We start from the raw sequence: 17116 nt of genomic DNA on the forward strand, positions 1-17116 counted from the left end.
AGCAGGTGCATGTCGAGAAGGGGGACACGCTGATGTTCACCAACCTGACGAACCAGAACCAGATGGTCGCGGCGGATGACGGCAGCTGGTCTTCGGGATGGCTGGGCTATCGGGGCACCTACCCGATCATGCTGGACAACGATACCGACTTCGATTTCACCGGCACGACCTACTACAGTTACGGTCGCTACACCTATTCCTACACGTTCACCGGCGATGCCCTCGAGACAGATCTGGAAGACGAGGCCAGCCCGGGCAGCTATCCCTACCTGGCGACCTCCCTGGCAGAGACCTTCAACGTCACCGAGGCCGTGCGCCGGATCGAGACTACCCGCGGGCTGGTCTGGACGGTGGACGAGAACGGCAACACCGTCACCGCCAAGCCGTCGAACTGACCTTCCCCGGGGGGTCCGACGGCAAGGTCGGATATCAGCAGCCCGGACAGGGGGTGATGGATGGACCCCGGGGCTGCCTCAACTGCTTGCCCCCGCGGCCAGCCCTTCTGTCACCCCCCACGATTGGCACATCGTCTAGTCGTCGTCCCAGGGCTCGATCAACTCGGGCCCCTCGGCCCGGTTCGAATTGACCCGGGTCGAGACCCGCCAGGCCTGCAGCAGCTCTGGGGCCACCGGGCGCATCAGGGTCGCCGCGCCATGTCCCGCCTCGCCCAGCCAGAGCGGCCAATCCGCTTCCTCGACCACAACCGGCATCCGGTGATGCACCGGCGCCATCAGCGCATTGGCCGCCGTGGTCAGCAGCGCCAGGGTGGGCTGGCGCGCCTCGCCCCAGCTCTGCCAGATCCCCGCCAGCACCAGCGGGCCGCCATCGGCACGACTGAAGTACCAGGGCAGCTTGCTGTCGCCCTCCCGGTGCCATTCGTAAAAGCCCGAGACCGCGACAAGGCAACGCCGCTGCCGGCAGGCCTCGCGGAAGGCGGGCTTGTCCGCCACCGTCTCGGTCCGGGCGTTGATCAGCAGGGGGCCATCGGTCTGGCTCTTGTACCAGCCGGGCAGGAAACCCCAACGCATCGGCAGCATGCGGCGCGCACCCTCACCCGCAAGGACGACCGGCAGGTCCTGGGTGGGACAGATGTTGAAATCGGGCACCTCGGGCAGGCTGTTTGCCGGTTGCGCCCGGAACAGCCGGGCCATGGCGTCATGCGGCAGGGTATTGGCGATGCGCCCGCACATCTCTCAGCGCAGATGCGCTTTCCGCGCCAGGTCGATGCGGACATCCATCATGGACATCTCCTTCATGATCTCCTGACGGCGGTCGCGATCCGCGGTTTCGCGCAGTTCCTGCCGCAACGCCGCCAGCTGGCGCGAGAGGGTGACGAACTCGGGCACCCCGCCGGCCTCGCGGGTCAGGCGGTTGAGCAGTGCATTCTCGGGGTCGTCGACCTGCGGCAGGGGCTTTCCGGCCCCGGGCAGGTTGTCGAAGTCGCCGCGCGCTTCGGCCTCGGCGATCTTGGCCGAGATGAGGTCGATCAGGGGATGGTCCATGGCGGAAAGGATATCAGAGGGCGCGGCATCGCAAAAGGCAGCTTCGCCAAGGTGCTGTCGCGGCGCGAGGACCTGCCGGGGCATCCGCTGTCACGCGCCATCCCCGTCGCAACCGAAGCGCGATCCGGGGCGCGACAGCGGATGCCACGGCAGGGCCGACAGCCGATTTCGCCTTCGTTGACCAGCGCCGTTTTTCGCGGATAATCGTCTGCAATCACGCCATTTTACGAGGACATCATGACCAAACGCCTGCTCGTGGTTACCGCCATGTTCCTGGGGCTGGGCCTCTCGGCCCCGGCCTCTGCCGACCCGCAACTGGGCTTCGGTGTCAGCGTCGCCTTCGGCGGCAACCAGCCGGGCGTCGGCGTCGGCGCCCGCCTCCTGTCGGACGATGACGAAGACAGCTTCGCCGCCTCGCTCGGCGTCGACTACATGCTGGGCGCGCAGGACTGGCGCGTCAGTGGCGGCCTCGTGCGCCTGATGGATGAATCCTACATCGGTGGCGATATCGGCCTTCGCGTCAATGGCTCGGGCATCGACTACGGCATCGGCATGGGCCTGACCAACACCTCAGAGAACTGAGCCCGCCGGACACCGGCGCGTGCAAGAAAAGAGAACGCCTGCCGGATTTCGGCAGGCGTTCGTCGTTTCGGGGGCGTGGCGCCAGGCCCCGCCCCCCTGGAGGGTCGCGTCACTTCACGGTGATGCGGCCATCGGTGTAGGGCGTGTAGGGCGCATTGGCGGCGATGTATTCCGCCGTCACGTCGGCCAGGTCGGGGCCGAAGTCATAGGCATTCATCGCGTCCTTGAACATCGCATAGCCGTCGCCGCCGTTGCGGACGTAGTTGTTGGAAACCACGCCGTAGACCTTCTCCGGATCGATCGGCGCGCCGCCGACCATGACGTCGGAAATCCGCGAGCCGGCTTCGGCCGAGGGGTCGACGGTGAAGGTCACGCCGGCCACCTGCGGGAAGCGGCCCGCGCCTTCTTCCATCTGGCTGACGCCGTTCTCCAGCGCCTCGACGAAGGTGGCGCCGGTGACCTGGAAGGTCGACAGGGTGTTCTGGAACGGCAGCACGGTCAGCACTTCGCCCATGGTCACCTCGCCCGCGTCGATCGAGGCCCGGATGCCGCCGCTGTTGGCAATGGCGATCTCGATGCCCTGGTCGGCGACACGCTCCAGCATGGCGTCGGCGATCAGGTTGCCCATGCCGCATTCCATGGCCCGGCAGACATCGCGTGCACCGACGATCTCTTCGGCGGCTTCGGCGACGACCTTGTTGCGGATCTCGTCCAGCGGCACGGCAGCCTCGGCGATGCGGGCAACGGTGGCGTCATCCTCGGCCACGTTGCCGTCCATGATCAGCGGCTCGCCTTCGGCGGACAGCAGCTTGCCCTCATCGTCGAAGGTCACGTTCAGCTCGCCCAGGAACTTGCCGTAGGCATAGGCCGAGACGATGGCGGTCTCGCCGACCATGGTCGGATAGGGGCCTTCGGCGTTCTCGGCCGAATTCGACAGGTAGGTGTTCGAGTGACCGCCCACGATGACGTCGACACCGGTGGTATTGGCGGCGACGGTCTGGTCGACCTTGTAGCCCGAGTGGGACAGGACGATGATCTTGTTCACGCCCTCGGCGGTCAGCTTGTCGACTTCCCCCTGAACCGCCTCGGAAGGATCCGAGAAGGTGATGTTGTCGCCGGGGCTGGCCAGTTCGTCGGTATCCTGGGGCGTCAGGCCGATCAGGCCGATCATCTCGCCACCGACCTCGATGGTCGTGGATTTCATCAGCGTGTCGGCCAGCAGCGGCTCGGCCGAGACATCGGCGTTGGACATCAGCACGGGGAAGTCGACCGCATCCATGAAGCCGCGCAGCACTTCGGGGCCGTCGTCGAATTCGTGGTTGCCCACGGTCATCGCGTCATAGCCCAGCTTGTTCATCATCTCGGCGGCAAGCTTGCCCTTGTAATAGGTGTAGAACAGCGTGCCCTGGAACTGGTCGCCGCCATCCACCAGGATCGAGTTGCCGGCGCGGGCGCGGGCCTCTTCCACGGCGGTCACCAGGCGGGCGGAGCCGCCAAAGCACTTGCCCTCGGTGTTGTCCTCGGCCGAGCAGCCGGAGTCATAGGCCGAGATCGGCTCGAAACGGGCATGGAAGTCGTTGGTGTGCAGGATGGTCAGCGAGTAATCGGCCATGGCGGTGCCGGCGCTCAGCGCCAAGGCGGCCACGCTCGTCAGCAGACGGACGGACATCGGGTTTCTCCCCAGTTAGGTCACTTCTATGCGGGAAATGCTGCCCCGGCATGATGGCCCGAGTCAAAGCCGATCTCTGCGTCAGGGGTATGACAATGGTCGCCACCGCGCCGGACCTGACCAGATGATCAAATTAGTCACAAAACTTTCACATAGCCTGCGGAACGCCCTCGCGGAAACCGCCGGGCGCCCAATCGGGCGGCCCGGAAGCTTCTTTTACGCCAAGGCTCAGACGGGCAATTCGGCCTCGACCAGGGCCACCATGCTTTCGGCGACGATGGGAATCAGGCGGTCGTCGAAATCGTAGGCCGGATCATGGACCATGGGCCGGGACTGCCCTTCTTCCGCCATGCCGAAGAAGATGTAGGCGCCGGGCACCTCGTTGAGCATGAAGGCGAAATCCTCGGCGGCGAGGATCGGCACCGCCTCGCCATAGGTGACCGGCGCTGCGTCCGAGGACAGCACCTGCGCCACGTCAGCCACGGCGGCGTAGTCGTTGCACAGCGGCGGGTAGCCGTCCTTCCAGTCGATGGCGATCTCCAGCTCGGCGGCCTCGGCATGGGCGCGAGCAATGCGCCTGATCCCGGCTTCGAGGAAGGCCCGGTCGGCCGGCACCAGACAGCGCACCGTGCCCGCCAGCCAGCCGCTTTCGGCGATCACGTTGAAGGCAGATCCGACGTGGATCTGGGTGACCGAGACCACGGCGCCATGCAGCGGGTCGATGCGCCGGGCGACGAGGCTTTGCAGCGCCACCACCAGCTCGGACAGGGCCAGCGCCACGTCCTTGGCCATATGGGGCACCGCCGCGTGCCCGCCCTTGCCGGTCAGGGTGATGCGGAACTCGTCCGCCGAGGCCATGGTCGGCCCGCCGCGCGTCGCCGCCTGCCCCAGCGGCAGGCGTGGCTCGTTGTGGAAGCCGAAGATCCGGTCGCAGGGAAAGCGCGTGAACAGGCCGTCCTCGATCATCCTGGCGCCTCCGCCCTGCCCCTCTTCGGCGGGCTGGAAGATCAGGTGCAGGGTGCCCGAGAATTTGCCATGCGCGGCAAGGGCTTCGGCAGTGGCCAGCAGGCTGACGGTGTGGCCGTCATGGCCACAGGCATGCATCTTGCCCGGGGTCTTCGAGGCATGGGGCAGGTTGGTCTGCTCGTCCATCGGCAGGGCATCCATGTCGGCGCGGATGCCGATCGCGGGCCCCTCGCCCCGCCGCAGGGTGGCCACAAGGCCGGTCACGCCCAGCCCCTCGGTCACCTCGTAGCCGGCCGCGCGCAGGCGCGCCGCCACCAGCGCGGCGGTGCGGTGCTCCTCGAAGCCCAGCTCGGGGTGGGCATGGATGTCGCGGCGCAGTTCGCGGTGCTGCGGAAACCGCTCGGCAAGGAAGCGCGAGACTTCGGCATTGGCGGGCATGGGCTGGTCCTTCTGTCGACTGTCAGGCCCGATGATCGCCAATCCCCGCCCGAAGGCAAGAGAGGGACGCGCGAAACAGGCCCCGACAGCGGCGCGCAGGCCATGGCTTCCGCGATGGAAGCAATCCGCCTATGCTGAGGCTGTTGGGACTCATCTGAAACGATCCTCCGGGCCGCGCCCTCTGGCGGCGTCCGCCCGGTCAAGGTGCGCGCCCCGGGTGTGCAACCGGAGCGCGCGGGGAGCTTTCGGCGGCTAGTTGTGTGTCGTGAGTGCCATTAGCCGTCGAAAGCGGCGGGCGGGCCGTGCCGGGCCTGCCCGCTACCACCGCGCGAAAGGCCGTGGAACGGGCCCCGCGCGGGGATCTTCCGGGACCGTCAGGCGACGGCCCCATGGGATACCCCCGGGGCGATGCCGCGCCCCGTCGAGGGTGATCCCGAGATGCACTGTCTTCCCTCTCTGTCCGTCGCGGCGGACCTTTTGCCCACCTCCGCCGCGCAGGGCCGGGGCCCGAAGGCCCCGACCTGTCTAGTCGTGCTCCCGCCCCGTCAGGCCGCCATGGCCCCGAGGAAGAGGAAGTTTCCGGCCTGCGCCACCTGCTCGACGGTCAGGTCTCCGTCCAGCAGGATGTCGCCATGGCCCGGGATCTGGATCCGCACGCCGCCCTCGGGCCGCGCGGTGAAGACCAGGTCCTGCACCGACATCATCTCGGGCAGGTCCAGCTCGATCACGTCGATGCCGGGCTCGAAGTCGGTGATGACGTCGCCCGAGGTCACATCGCCCTCGGCGAAGAAGAAGGTATCGGCGCCGGTCCAGCCGGTCAGCGTATCCGCCCCCTGCCCGCCCGAGAGCCAGTCGTCATCCATGCCGCCGTTCAGGAAGTCATCGCCCGACCCGCCTTCCAGGTGATCATTGCCCTGCGAGCCCATCAGCTTGTCATTGCCCTGACCGCCATAGACGCTGTCATTGCCCTCGTTGCCCTTGAGGTAGTCATTGCCGGTCCAGCCCAGCACCTCGTCGTCGCCCGAGCCGCCGATCACCCGGTCGTCCTGCTGGCCGCCGTTGAGAAGATCGTCTCCGGCGCCGCCGAACAGCTGGTCATTGCCCTGAGAGCCCGCCAGCGTGTCGTCACCGCCCAGACCCTCGATGGTGTCATCCCCCGAGAAGCCCTTCAGGTAGTCGGCATAGCCGCTGCCGGTCAGGTGATCGTCGAGGTTCGGCGCGCCGGTGTCCTGCGTGGGCACCTCGACGGGGGCCTCTGCCGGCCCTGCGTCAAGGATCAGGTCATCCGCCTGCCCCCCGTCGACCTGCGACGCCTGATCGCCCGCAGAGAGATCGGCGGTGCTGCCCGAGAAGGTGACCTCGATCACCTCGTAGGGCTTCAGGGTCACGGAGATCACCGCGCTGTCGAACTCGTAGTCCGTGTACTCGGCCATCACGTCATGTTCGTTGTAGTAGTACTTCTCGCCGTTGATCATGACGTAGTCGGGTTCGACGCGGCCGTCCTCGGTCGACCAGTGCATCCCGTCCGAGGACGACTGGTCGAAGCCGACCTTGACCCCGGTGGCGCTGTCGAAGTCACCGACCAGCCTGGAGAGGTCGATCTCGACGGTCTCGACATCCAGCGAGCGGGACGAGATGTAGACCACCGTCTCCTCGTCGTCGCGGTAGGCGTTTACCTCGATGCTGCCGTCGTCGTTGCCCAGCTCGACCTCGACCAGCTCCTTGCCCGGCAGGGACGAGGACATCAGGTCGAAGACCGCACCGCGCACCGAGCTGGTGACACGGCCCTGCTCGTCCGTGCTCACCGTGCCATCGCGGTCGCCGGCAAGGTCGGTCGCGGTGTTGTGGTTCACTGCCCAGACATCGGCACTGTCGACGCCCATTTCGACCATGTTCTCGAACTGCTCGAGGATGGTGGAGGCGGATTTCATCCCGTTCTCGTGGTAGGAGGTGGTCCGCACGTTCCATTCGGTGATGTGCAGGTCCAGCTCCTTCTCGAAGTTGGCATGCCAGACGTCGTAGTCCTTGGTGATGTAGTTCTTCTCGGCCAGGCTGTCGTCGTAGACCGCGTTGTCCTGGCGCCAGTAGTAGTGCTCGACCACGCCGTCCAGTTCCGCGCGGGCCTCGTCGTCGAGCTGGTCGATGATGGTCTGGTTGGCCGCCTCAAGGCGTTCGATCCAGCTGCCCTCGGCGACCGAGACGTGGAATTCCGAGGCATGGTTCGGCGTCGCCATCTGGGCGATGATATCGGCCTGGTCGTCGCCTTCCAGACCGGCGTTCTCCATCCCCTGGGCCAGCGCCTTGATGGCGATGTTCGCCTTGGCGCCGTATTCCGTCTCACCGATCGAGGCCCAGTATTCGTTGCCGATCTCGAATGCCGCGACGACATCGCCGTACTGCTCGGAAACCAGCTGCGAGAAGATCTCGATTTCCTCGCCGAATTCCTCGTATTCCTCGAGGCTCAGGTGCTGGGTCGGGATCACCAGGGTGACCTGGACCGCATCCGAGGTATCGCCGTCGCCGTTCGGGTCCTTGGCCCAGTCGAGCAGGCGGGTGACCTCCTCGCCCAGGCTGACGGTGCCGTCCTCGGCATAGTCCAGATCGACGATGTTCAGCCAGCCCTCGCCCTCGGTCTCGGCAGGGCCATCGCCCTGACCGGCGGGGAAGCGGATATGGTCGATATCCAGCTCCTGCATCGACTCGACGATATTCGCGAGCGGCTGCCCCATGTCGGTGTTGATCGTGTAGATCACATTGGCTCCGAAGAGCGCATCCTTGACGTACTGGCCGGTGCCCTCGGCGCCGGTGACCTCCAGCGAGGTGGTGACCTCGGGGGTTTCCTCCACCTCGTCGCTGCCCGCGTCGCCGGTCAGGCTGTCCTCGCCCTCGGCGGCGGAGAGGGTCTCCTCGGCCACGTCTTGCGGGGTCTCGGCCTGGGCTTGCTCCTCTGCGGGGGTCTCCGCCTCGATCACCTCGGCGTCCTCGACGGTCTCTTCCCCGGCGATCACCTCGGTGCTTCCGGGTGCCTCGGGCTGGTCATGGAAGATGTCGAGATAGCCGGACTGGCCGGACTGGAAGTTGCCGACCCAGGAGGTATCCGCGGCCAGCTCGGCGGCGGTGTAATCCTCGATCACCGCGACCAGTTCGTCATCGAGATAGAGCGCGGCACCAGAGCCGTCCTCCATGTCGACCAGCGACAGGTAACGGTCGCCTTCGGCAAATTCACTTTCGGGAATGATCGCGCCGTCCTGATCCATCAGGAAGATCTGGTCGGGGCGGGTGTCGGGATCGTCGCTGGCGGCGTCGAAACCGCTGATCAGCGTGGGCGCGGCACCGGCCACCCCCGTCCGAACCTCGAAATTCAGGACATCGTCGTCCTCGGCCGCATCTTCGGCGGCGCCGGTCCAGTCATCCACTGGCTGGACCTCGGGGTTTGTCGCGTCTTCTCCCGTCACGACCTGGTTTGCGAGGGAACCGGCCTGATCGGCCGGCTCCCCCTCGTCTGCTACAGACGTTTCCCCGTCGTCGACGAGATCCCCGTCTGGATAGACGTAATCAAGCGGGCTGGAACCGTCTTCGGACGTCTCCTCCTGCGCAAGATCCTCGTCATCATCCTCTTCAACAGATCCCTCAGACTTGAGGAATTTACCCAAAACGCTGTCTTCGGCGATGTAGCCAGAGGCTACCATCCCCAACAGCGACACCAATAACGGTTCCACTGTAAAACTCCGCACTCACAACTGACACACACAAGCTCAGTGTGCCGGAAAATCGCGGAGGGTGAACCGCGATACGTGCAAGTACAGCGTTACAGGAAAGTCGGGTGCACCGGGCCAGGACGGCACCGAGCTGCCCTCTCAGCGGATAGCTCGCGCCAGCATCGCCTTATAAAAAAGGGATCTCATGCAGCAAGCGCGAACGCTTTCCGCATGCATGCAAACACACCCATAGCGGGCATCGAACTTTGCAAGACCGACTGTGCATTTGAGAAATGCGCACCGGATAGCATGAATTTTCACCTTTAAGGCGAGTGAAAAGGCCCCGAAGGGTACCTTTTCACTGCGCGGATACATTCAATGACCATCGGTGTGTGTGTGTGTCAGGGTGACGGAGCAAAGGTGTATCGTAAGACCATTATATCCCAAACAATGTCAGAAACGTTAGGAAATAAGCGTAGCAAGCCCTGATGCAGCCCAATCCTTATCCGGCGCAGGGTTTGGGGCGAACAACACAAGCAGGAAGTGTGATTCGCGCCGAGCATCCCTCAATTGGGGTGGGAAACGGGCCGAAACCGGACGCGCCGCCCAGATTTCGTTGCATATCCGTTACAAGCGTTGCGGAATTGCCCCTGGGTAAGCATCCGCACAAATCCGCCGGTCGGGCGCGGCCAGCTTAGACTTTCGTCTCGGGACGGTGCCTCAGGTCCCCGGGCTGCCGTGCTGCGCCGTCACCGTGCCTCCCCTTCATCGGGGGGGAGATTCGCGGCCGACAGCCTGGACAGGTCGCGCGAAGGTGGCCGATTGCCGGCTTCTGTCGCCGACACCCGCCCCGCAACACACTCTTCCTGTAGTTGCACAACTCTGGCGAAAGTGTGGCGAACCCCACATTAAATTCCACGAATTAAGGAAATTAGCGGGCAGACCAGATGAAGGCATGCGCTCAATGCATAGCTCAACGACCAGCGCACGGGTCGGGGTCAGCGCCTGCCAACCACGTGGGTGGCATCCACATGGCCAAGCGCGGTGAACAGCGCACTGGTGTTCACGACGCCGAATTTCTTCAGCAGCTTGGCCCGGTAGACCTCGACCGTGCGGTAGGACAGATCGAGCTTCAGCGCGATCTCCTTCGAGGTCAGCCCGTCGGCAAGGAAAGAGACGATCTCGCGCTCGCGCCGGGTCAGCTCGTTGTAGGGACGCACGGGGGACAGGTCGGCAAAGCTCCAGACCGCGCGGGTCAGCGGCGCATCGGGGGTGAAGGAGTGCCCCCGCACCCGGCACCAGAACAGCGTGCCGTCGCGGCGCGCCATCACCCTCTCGTCCCAGTAGGTATTGCCCTCGCGCAGCTTCGGCACGCCCCGGTCGCGGATGTTGCGGAACTCTTCGGCAGAGGGATAGAGGATCGAGAAGGTCTGATCCCGCAGCCCGTCGCGCTCATAGCCGAACATCTCGGCGAAGCTCAGGTTGCAGTCTCGGATCACCCGGTTCTCGGTCACCACGAGACCGATGGGCGCATAGAGGAAGGCGATGTCCTCGAAGCGGCCCTCTTCGTAGGCCTGGCGGATACGTGGTTCCACGATATTGCCCCCGTAGCGGCGCTGAGTGATCCTCGTTTCCACAAGGAGATACCGGAGGAGCCGTTGCCACGCAACGGCCCGCCGGCGGAGGAAAACGGGAGGAGGACCGATGAAGTCCCTGTATTCGCTGGCCGGCGCCATTGCGCTTGGCCTTGGCATCGGCACTGTCGCCATGGCGCAGGATCCGGTGAAGATCGCGCTGGTGCACGGCATGTCCGGCTCCAGCTTCGAGGCATTCTCGAAGCAGAGCCAGACCGGCTTCGAGCTGGGCCTGGAATATGCCACCGGCGGCACGCTGGAAATCAAGGGCCACCCGATCGAGATCATCCACAAGGACACCCAGTTCAAGCCGGACGTGGCCCGTGCGGTGCTGGAAGAGGCCTATGGTGACGACGAAGTGCTGCTGGCCGTCGGGGCGACCTCGTCGGGCGTGACGCTGTCGATGCTGCCGATTGCCGAGGAATACGAGAAGATCCTGATCGTCGAGCCTGCCGTGGCCGACAGCCTGACCGGCCCGGACAGCAACCGCTACATCTTCAAGACCTCGCGCAACTCCTCGATGGACATGCAGGCGCAGGCCCTGGCCCTGGCGCCGGACGAGAACCTCTTCGTCGCTACCCTGGCCGAGGACTACGCCTTCGGACGTGACGGCATCACCGCCTTCAAGGCCGCGCTGGACGGCTCGGGCGCGACGGTGGTGACCGAGGAATACATCCCCCAGGGCACCACCGACTTCACCGCCTCGGCCGAGCGCATGTTCAACGCGCTGAAGGATCACGAGGGCCGCAAGGTGATCATGATCTACGTTGCCGGCGGCGGCGATCCGATGGGCAAGATCAAGGCCATGCAGCCCGAGCGCTATGGCATCGAGATCTCGACCGGCGGTCACATCCTGCCCGTGCTGCCGACCTACAAGCGGGTGCCGGGCATGGAAGGCGCCATCTACTACTACTACGAGGCGTCCCAGAACGAGGTGAACGACTGGCTGGTCCAGACCCATACCGAGCGTTTCGAGACCCCGCCGGACTTCTTCACTGCCGGTGGCATGGCCGCCGCCATGGCCGTGGTGAAGGCGCTGGAGACCGCCGAGGAGTGGGACACCGAGAGCCTGATCGAGACCATGGAGGGCATGTCCTGGGAGACGCCCAAGGGCACGATGACCTTCCGCCCGGAAGATCACCAGGCGCTGCAGTCCATGTACCACTTCAAGATCAAGGTCGATGACAATGTCGACTGGGCGATCCCCGAGCTGGTCCGCGAGATCAAGCCCGAGGAAATGAACATCCCCATCGGCCGCGAGAACTGATCGCGCTGAAAGATCCCGGGCCCGCGCGGCCCGGGATCACCCGCCCCGGCCCCGGGGCAGATGAACAGGTTCCCCCATGACCACACCTTCCCTATCCACGCAGGATCTGACGATCCGCTTCGGCGGCCACGTGGCCGTCAACGCCGTCTCCTGCGACTTCCGGCCCGGAGAGCTGACGGTGATCGTCGGCCCCAATGGCGCCGGCAAGACCACCTATTTCAACCTGATTTCCGGCCAGCTGCGCGCCACCTCGGGCAAGGTCCTGAAGAACGGCACCGACCTGACCGCCATGGCGCCCTCGGCGCGCGCGCATCACGGCGTCGGTCGCGCCTTCCAGCTGACCAACCTCTTCCCCGGCCTCTCGGTGCTGGAAAACATCCGCCTCGCCGTGCAGGCCCATTCGAGCGACGGCTGGAGGCTGTTCCGCCCCGCCGCCTCGCTGAAGGGGCTGACCGCGCGTGCCGAGAGCTATCTTGAGGCCACCAAGCTGACCGGCGTCGCGCATCAGGCGGCCTCGGAACTCAGCCACGGCGACCAGCGCAAGCTGGAGGTCGCGCTGCTGATGGCGATGGAGCCCGATATCTACATGTTCGACGAACCCACGGCGGGCATGTCCCTGGACCATGCCCCCGACGTGCTGGAGCTGATCGCCGGGATCAAGCGCGACACCACCAAGACCGTGCTGCTGGTCGAGCACAAGATGGACGTGGTGCGCGCCCTGGCCGACCGCATCATCGTACTGCACAACGGCGAACTGCTGGCCGATGGCGCCCCCGAAGAGGTGATGTCGAGCCAGATCGTCAAGGATGTCTACCTCGGCAAGGGGGTGACGGCATGAGCCTTCTGTCCCTGAAGACCATGAAGACCTCGATCGGGCAGTACCACGTGCTGCACGACATCAGCCTCGAGGTGCCCGAGGGCGGCGTCTTCGTCCTGCTGGGCCGCAATGGCGCGGGCAAGTCGACCACCCTGCGCTCGATCATAGGGCTCTGGAGCCCCTCCCCCGGCTCCGTCAGCTTCCGGGGCGAAGATCTGACCGGCCTCCATACCGCCGAGATCGCCAAGCGGGGAATCGCCTTTGTCCCCGAGGACATGGGCATCTTCGGCGGCCTGACCGTGGCCGAGAACATGGTGTTGGCCACCGCCGACGGCAGTTTCGACAAGGACCGCCTGCGCTGGATCTACGATCTGTTCCCGGCGCTGGAAAAGTTCTGGGACAAGCCCGCAGGCGCGCTCTCGGGTGGGCAGAAGCAGATGCTCTCCGTGGCGCGCGCCATCATCGAGCCGCGCGAGCTGATCCTGATCGACGAGCCGACCAAGGGCCTTGCGCCCGCCATCGTCGATAACATGGCAGAGGCCTTCCGCCAGATCAGTGACCGCAGCACCATCCTGCTGGTCGAGCAGAATTTCGAGTTCGCCAAGTCCCTCGGCCGCGACATGGCGGTCATCGAGGACGGGCGCATCGCCCATGCCGGGACCATGGCCGAGTTCGCAGCCGATCAAGCGCTGCAGGACCGCCTGCTGTCCCTGTCGGCCTGAGGGGAAGAGAATGGAAAAGCTGAACGCAACCATCGACCGGCTGGGTGGCGTCTACCTGCTGCCCGTCGCGGTCGCCCTTCTGGCCTTCGTGCTGATCGGCGCGCCCTCCAGCTGGGCGACGCTGACCGTGGCCGGGCTGGCCATGGGCATGATGATCTTCCTCATGGCCTCGGGGCTGAGCCTCGTCTTCGGCCTGATGGACGTGCTGAACTTCGGCCATTCGGCCTTCATCAGCCTTGGCGCCTTCATCGCGGCCAGCGTGCTGGCGGCCATGGGCGGCTGGCTGGGTGCCGACAGCGTGCTGCTCAACGCCGCTGCCCTGCTGGTGGCCTTCGGCGCGGCGATGCTGTTCGGCCTTGTCGCGGGCTGGTTCTTCGAGACGGTCATCATCAAGCCCGTCTACGCCGACCACCTGCGCCAGATCCTGATCACCATGGGCGCGCTGATCGTCGTCGAGGAACTGATCCTGGCAATCTGGGGCGGCACCCCGTTCAGCGTCGGCCGCCCGGCCTTCCTGGAAGGCGCCTTCGTGCTGGGTGACGTGACCATCGAGATCTACCGCGTCTTCGCCTTCACCCTCGGCCTGCTGGCCTATGCCGGTCTCTACTTCGTGCTGAACCGCACCCGGCTGGGCCTGCTGATCCGCGCCGGCGTCGAGAACCGCGAGATGGTCGAGGCGCTCGGCTTCCGCATCGACCGGCTGTTCATCGGAGTCTTCATGGCCGGCAGCGCGCTGGCCGCGCTCGGCGGGGCCATGTGGGCGGGCTATCAGACCCTGATCACCCCGCATCTGGGCGCCGAGATGATGATCGTGGTCTTCATCGTGGTGATCATCGGCGGGCTCGGCTCGGTGCAGGGCACCCTTCTGGGCGCGATCCTGGTCGGGCTGATGAGCAATTACGTGGGCTTCCTCGCCCCCAAGCTGTCGCTGGCATCCAACATGCTTCTGATGATGGCGATCCTTCTGTGGCGGCCCAACGGGCTGAAACCGGCGGTGAAATGACATGACCCAGAAACCTTCCCTGATCATCAAGCTGGCCGTGCTGGCCATCGCCGCCGCGCTGCTGTTCTGGCCCTTCCTGTTCCAGGACGTGCGCTCGATCCAGGTGGCCGCACGGATCTGCGTCTTCATCGTGCTGGTGGCCAGCTATGACCTGCTGATCGGCTACACCGGCATCGTCAGCTTCGCCCATGTCATGTTCTTCGGCTTCGGCAGCTATGGCGCGGCCATCGCGCTGGACCAGATGGGGCCCGGCTGGGGTGCCGTCGGGCTGGGCGCGCTTGGCGGCGTCGTGCTGTCGCTGGTCGTCGCCGTGGCCATCGGCCTGCTGTCCCTGCGGGTGAAGGCGATCTTCTTCGCCATGATCACCCTGGCTACGGCCTCGGTCGCGCTGGTGCTGGCCAGCCAGCTCTCGGGCCTCACGGGGGGCGAGGACGGCATCACCTATTCCGCCCCCGACCTCTTCAAGCCCGCCACCAAGCTCTGGCTGGACGGCGAGGGCAAGGTGGCGCAGCTCTGGGGCGTGCGGCTGAACGGTAAGCTGGCGGCCTATTACTTCGTCTTCGCCAGCGCGCTCGTGCTCTTTGCGGTGATGCTGCGCCTCGTGGGATCCCCCATCGGCACGGTGCTGAAGGCGATCCGCGAGAACGAGGCCCGCGCCGAGGCCATCGGCTATCGCGTCGTCGCCTATCGCACCTTCGTCTTCTGCATCGCCGCCGTGGTCGCCTCTCTGGCGGGCACCGTCTACGCGGTCTGGCTGAAATACACCGGCCCCGAGACGGCACTGTCCTTCGACATCATGATCGACATCCTGCTGATGGTCGTCATCGGCGGCATGGGCACGATGTGGGGCGCAGTGATCGGCGCGACGCTGATGGTGCTGGCACAATACTACCTGCGCGACCTGATGGGCGCTGCCTCCGAGGCGACCTCGGGCCTGCCGCTGCTGCCCGACATCCTGTCGCCCGACCGCTGGCTTCTCTGGCTGGGCATCGTCTTCATCCTGCTGGTCTACTTCTTCCCCAAGGGGATCGTCGGCACGCTCTCGGCGAAAGGGGCGCGCACATGAGCCGGCGTTTCAGCTTCATCCCCGTCCTCGACCATGAGCTGCACGTGACCGAATGGGGCGATCCTTCGGCCCCGCCGCTGGTCATGTGGCACGGCCTCGCCCGCACGGGCCGCGACTTCGACGAACTGGCCGAGGCGCTGTCGGAGCGCTACTTCGTGCTCTGTCCTGACACCATCGGGCGCGGGCTGTCCAGCTGGTCGATCAACCCCGCGCCGAATACTCGGTCGAGTATTACGCCGGCATCGCCACCGACATGCTGGACCGCTACGGGATCGACAAGACCGCCTGGCTGGGCACCTCGATGGGCGGGCTGATCGGGATGCGCATGGCCTCGGGCCCGCTGGCCGCCCGCCTCTCGGCGCTGGTGATCAACGACATCGGCCCCGAGATCCCCCAGGAAGCCATCGACCGCATTCTCTCCTATGCCGGCACCTCGCCCGAGTTCCGCACCGTGACCGAGGCCGAGGTCTGGTTCCGCAGCGCCTATCTGCCCTTTGGCCCTGCGGCGGACCGCTTCTGGCGGCGCATGGCGCGCAGCTCGGTCCGGCGGCGGGACAACGGCATGTTCACCCTGCACTACGATCCGCGCATCACCATCCAGTTCACCGCTTCGGCGGAAGAGCTGACGACCTGGGACCGCTGGGAGCGTATCTCGCTGCCCGTCCACGTCATCCGCGGCGCACAGTCCGACCTTCTGACGGCGGAGATCGCCGAGCGCATGCGGCAGAGCGGCCCCCGCCCCCAGGTGACGGAGATGGCCGACTGTGGCCATGCACCCAGCCTCTCCCGCCCCGAGGACATCGCCATGGTGCGGCAGGTGCTGTCCGACCTCGGCGCCTGATCCCGCGCATCTCAATTGACCGGCAGGGCCTTTCCGGTGCAGGAGAGGCCCATGCTGATCTACAAGATTTTCCGCTCCGACGAATGGCATGATCTGGTGGCGCAGGGGGAAACCTCGGGCGCGCCCATCGACCTGGCCGATGGCTTCATCCACTTCTCGACCGCCGAACAGGCTGCCGAGACCGCCGCGAAGCATTTCGCCGGCGCCGAGGGTCTGGTGCTGGCCGCCGTCGAGACCAGGACGCTTGGCGAGGCGCTGAAATGGGAGGTTTCGCGCGGCGGCGCCCTGTTCCCGCACCTCTTCCGCAAGCTGGCGCTGACCGAGGTCACGGCCCACTGGCCGCTGCCCCTCGTCGAGGGCACGCACCGCTTCCCGGAGGACATGGCATGAGCCTGCCCTCCGCCTTTGACCGCGCCATCGAGCGCGCGGGCCTCGCCGCCCTGCACCGCCTGGACCCCGAGCGCGCCCATGGCCTGTCGCTGACGGCGCTGCGCATGGGGCTGGCGCCGCTGGCGGGGCTGGTCACCTCGGACCGGCTGCGCTGCGAGGTCGCGGGGCTGCGGCTGGCCAACCCGCTGGGCCTGGCGGCGGGCTATGACAAGAACGCCGAGGCGCTGGCGCCGCTGGCGCGCGCGGGGTTCGGCTTCCTCGAGGTCGGCGCGGCGACGCCCCGCCCGCAGCCCGGCAACCCCAAGCCGCGCCTGTTCCGCCTGACCGAGGACCGCGGCGTGATCAACCGCTTCGGCTTCAACAACGAGGGCATGGAGGCGATCGCCGACCGGCTGGCCAAACGCCCCTCGGATGCGGTGATCGGGCTGAACCTCGGCGCCAACAAGGACAGCGCCGACCGCGCGGGCGATTTCGCCGCCGTTCTGGCGCGCTGCGGGCAGCACCTGGATTTCGCCACGGTC

16 protein-coding genes and 1 pseudogene are annotated in these 17116 nt (G+C 66.0%); 11 read left to right on the forward strand and 6 right to left on the reverse strand.

Going from position 1 to position 17116, the window contains the following annotated elements; all coding sequences use genetic code 11:
• Nucleotides 1–395, forward strand: a 395-nt coding sequence (locus tag OS124_RS27400) for a hypothetical protein (protein WP_010139239.1), incomplete at its 5' end; no start/stop codon positions are given.
• A gap of 135 nt (nucleotides 396–530) precedes the next feature.
• On the opposite strand, the gene OS124_RS0109190 is transcribed toward OS124_RS27400, so the two are convergent.
• Both OS124_RS0109190 and OS124_RS0109195 read right to left on the reverse strand, forming a co-directional pair.
• The gene (locus OS124_RS0109190; RefSeq protein WP_010139240.1) at nucleotides 531–1190 is read right to left on the reverse strand and encodes an SOS response-associated peptidase; all 660 of its coding nucleotides are present in this window, start codon (nucleotides 1188–1190) and stop codon (nucleotides 531–533) included.
• Nucleotides 1191–1193: 3 nt separating this feature from the next.
• The gene (locus tag OS124_RS0109195) at nucleotides 1194–1502 is read right to left on the reverse strand and encodes a J-domain-containing protein (RefSeq protein ID WP_029375312.1); all 309 of its coding nucleotides are present in this window, start codon (nucleotides 1500–1502) and stop codon (nucleotides 1194–1196) included.
• Nucleotides 1503–1739: 237 nt separating this feature from the next.
• Between OS124_RS0109195 and OS124_RS0109200 the strand changes: the two genes are divergently transcribed.
• Nucleotides 1740–2084, forward strand: a complete 345-nt coding sequence (locus OS124_RS0109200; protein WP_010139242.1) for a hypothetical protein — start codon at nucleotides 1740–1742, stop codon at nucleotides 2082–2084.
• Nucleotides 2085–2193: 109 nt separating this feature from the next.
• Here OS124_RS0109200 and OS124_RS0109205 read toward each other — a convergent pair whose 3' ends face one another.
• The 4 genes from OS124_RS0109205 to OS124_RS0109220 form a co-directional block, all read right to left on the reverse strand.
• Complete coding sequence (locus OS124_RS0109205) at nucleotides 2194–3753, reverse strand: bifunctional metallophosphatase/5'-nucleotidase (RefSeq protein ID WP_010139243.1); 1560 nt, start codon at nucleotides 3751–3753, stop codon at nucleotides 2194–2196.
• A 228-nt stretch (nucleotides 3754–3981) separates the two neighbouring features.
• Complete coding sequence (locus OS124_RS0109210) at nucleotides 3982–5157, reverse strand: amidohydrolase (protein ID WP_010139244.1); 1176 nt, start codon at nucleotides 5155–5157, stop codon at nucleotides 3982–3984.
• A gap of 545 nt (nucleotides 5158–5702) precedes the next feature.
• Nucleotides 5703–8573: a calcium-binding protein gene (locus tag OS124_RS28175; RefSeq protein WP_050900848.1), complete on the reverse strand. Its 2871-nt coding sequence runs from the start codon at nucleotides 8571–8573 to the stop codon at nucleotides 5703–5705.
• 1280 nt (nucleotides 8574–9853) lie between these two features.
• Entirely contained in the window at nucleotides 9854–10450 is a 597-nt protein-coding gene (locus tag OS124_RS0109220; RefSeq protein WP_010139246.1) for a helix-turn-helix transcriptional regulator, read from the reverse strand.
• 109 nt (nucleotides 10451–10559) lie between these two features.
• Here OS124_RS0109220 and OS124_RS0109225 point away from each other — a divergent pair, with 109 nt between their 5' ends.
• From OS124_RS0109225 to OS124_RS0109260, 9 genes and pseudogenes are all read left to right on the forward strand, one after another.
• Complete coding sequence (locus OS124_RS0109225; protein WP_010139247.1) at nucleotides 10560–11756, forward strand: substrate-binding domain-containing protein; 1197 nt, start codon at nucleotides 10560–10562, stop codon at nucleotides 11754–11756.
• A gap of 76 nt (nucleotides 11757–11832) precedes the next feature.
• Nucleotides 11833–12594, forward strand: coding sequence for an ABC transporter ATP-binding protein (locus OS124_RS0109230; RefSeq protein WP_010139248.1), 762 nt, complete (start codon nucleotides 11833–11835; stop codon nucleotides 12592–12594).
• Entirely contained in the window at nucleotides 12591–13295 is a 705-nt protein-coding gene (locus OS124_RS0109235) for an ABC transporter ATP-binding protein (RefSeq protein WP_010139249.1), read from the forward strand. Before OS124_RS0109230 ends, OS124_RS0109235 begins: the two co-directional genes overlap by 4 nt.
• Nucleotides 13296–13305: 10 nt before the next feature.
• Nucleotides 13306–14298, forward strand: coding sequence for a branched-chain amino acid ABC transporter permease (locus OS124_RS0109240; RefSeq protein WP_010139250.1), 993 nt, complete (start codon nucleotides 13306–13308; stop codon nucleotides 14296–14298).
• Between the two features lies 1 nt (nucleotide 14299).
• Entirely contained in the window at nucleotides 14300–15364 is a 1065-nt protein-coding gene (locus OS124_RS0109245; protein WP_010139252.1) for a branched-chain amino acid ABC transporter permease, read from the forward strand.
• Entirely contained in the window at nucleotides 15361–15678 is a 318-nt protein-coding gene (locus OS124_RS27970) for an alpha/beta fold hydrolase (protein ID WP_237708095.1), read from the forward strand. Before OS124_RS0109245 ends, OS124_RS27970 begins: the two co-directional genes overlap by 4 nt.
• Nucleotides 15618–16205: an alpha/beta fold hydrolase gene (locus OS124_RS24195; protein ID WP_237708096.1), complete on the forward strand. Its 588-nt coding sequence runs from the start codon at nucleotides 15618–15620 to the stop codon at nucleotides 16203–16205. Before OS124_RS27970 ends, OS124_RS24195 begins: the two co-directional genes overlap by 61 nt.
• A gap of 51 nt (nucleotides 16206–16256) precedes the next feature.
• Nucleotides 16257–16595 (forward strand): DUF952 domain-containing protein, encoded by a 339-nt coding sequence (locus tag OS124_RS0109255; protein WP_010139253.1) that lies wholly within the window; start codon nucleotides 16257–16259, stop codon nucleotides 16593–16595.
• Nucleotides 16592–17116: pseudogene (locus OS124_RS0109260) on the forward strand (quinone-dependent dihydroorotate dehydrogenase); the annotation flags it as partial. The gene OS124_RS0109255 and the pseudogene OS124_RS0109260, both read left to right, overlap by 4 nt.

It is taken from the genome of Oceanicola sp. S124, assembly GCF_000220565.1.
Lineage (GTDB): Bacteria > Pseudomonadota > Alphaproteobacteria > Rhodobacterales > Rhodobacteraceae > Pseudooceanicola.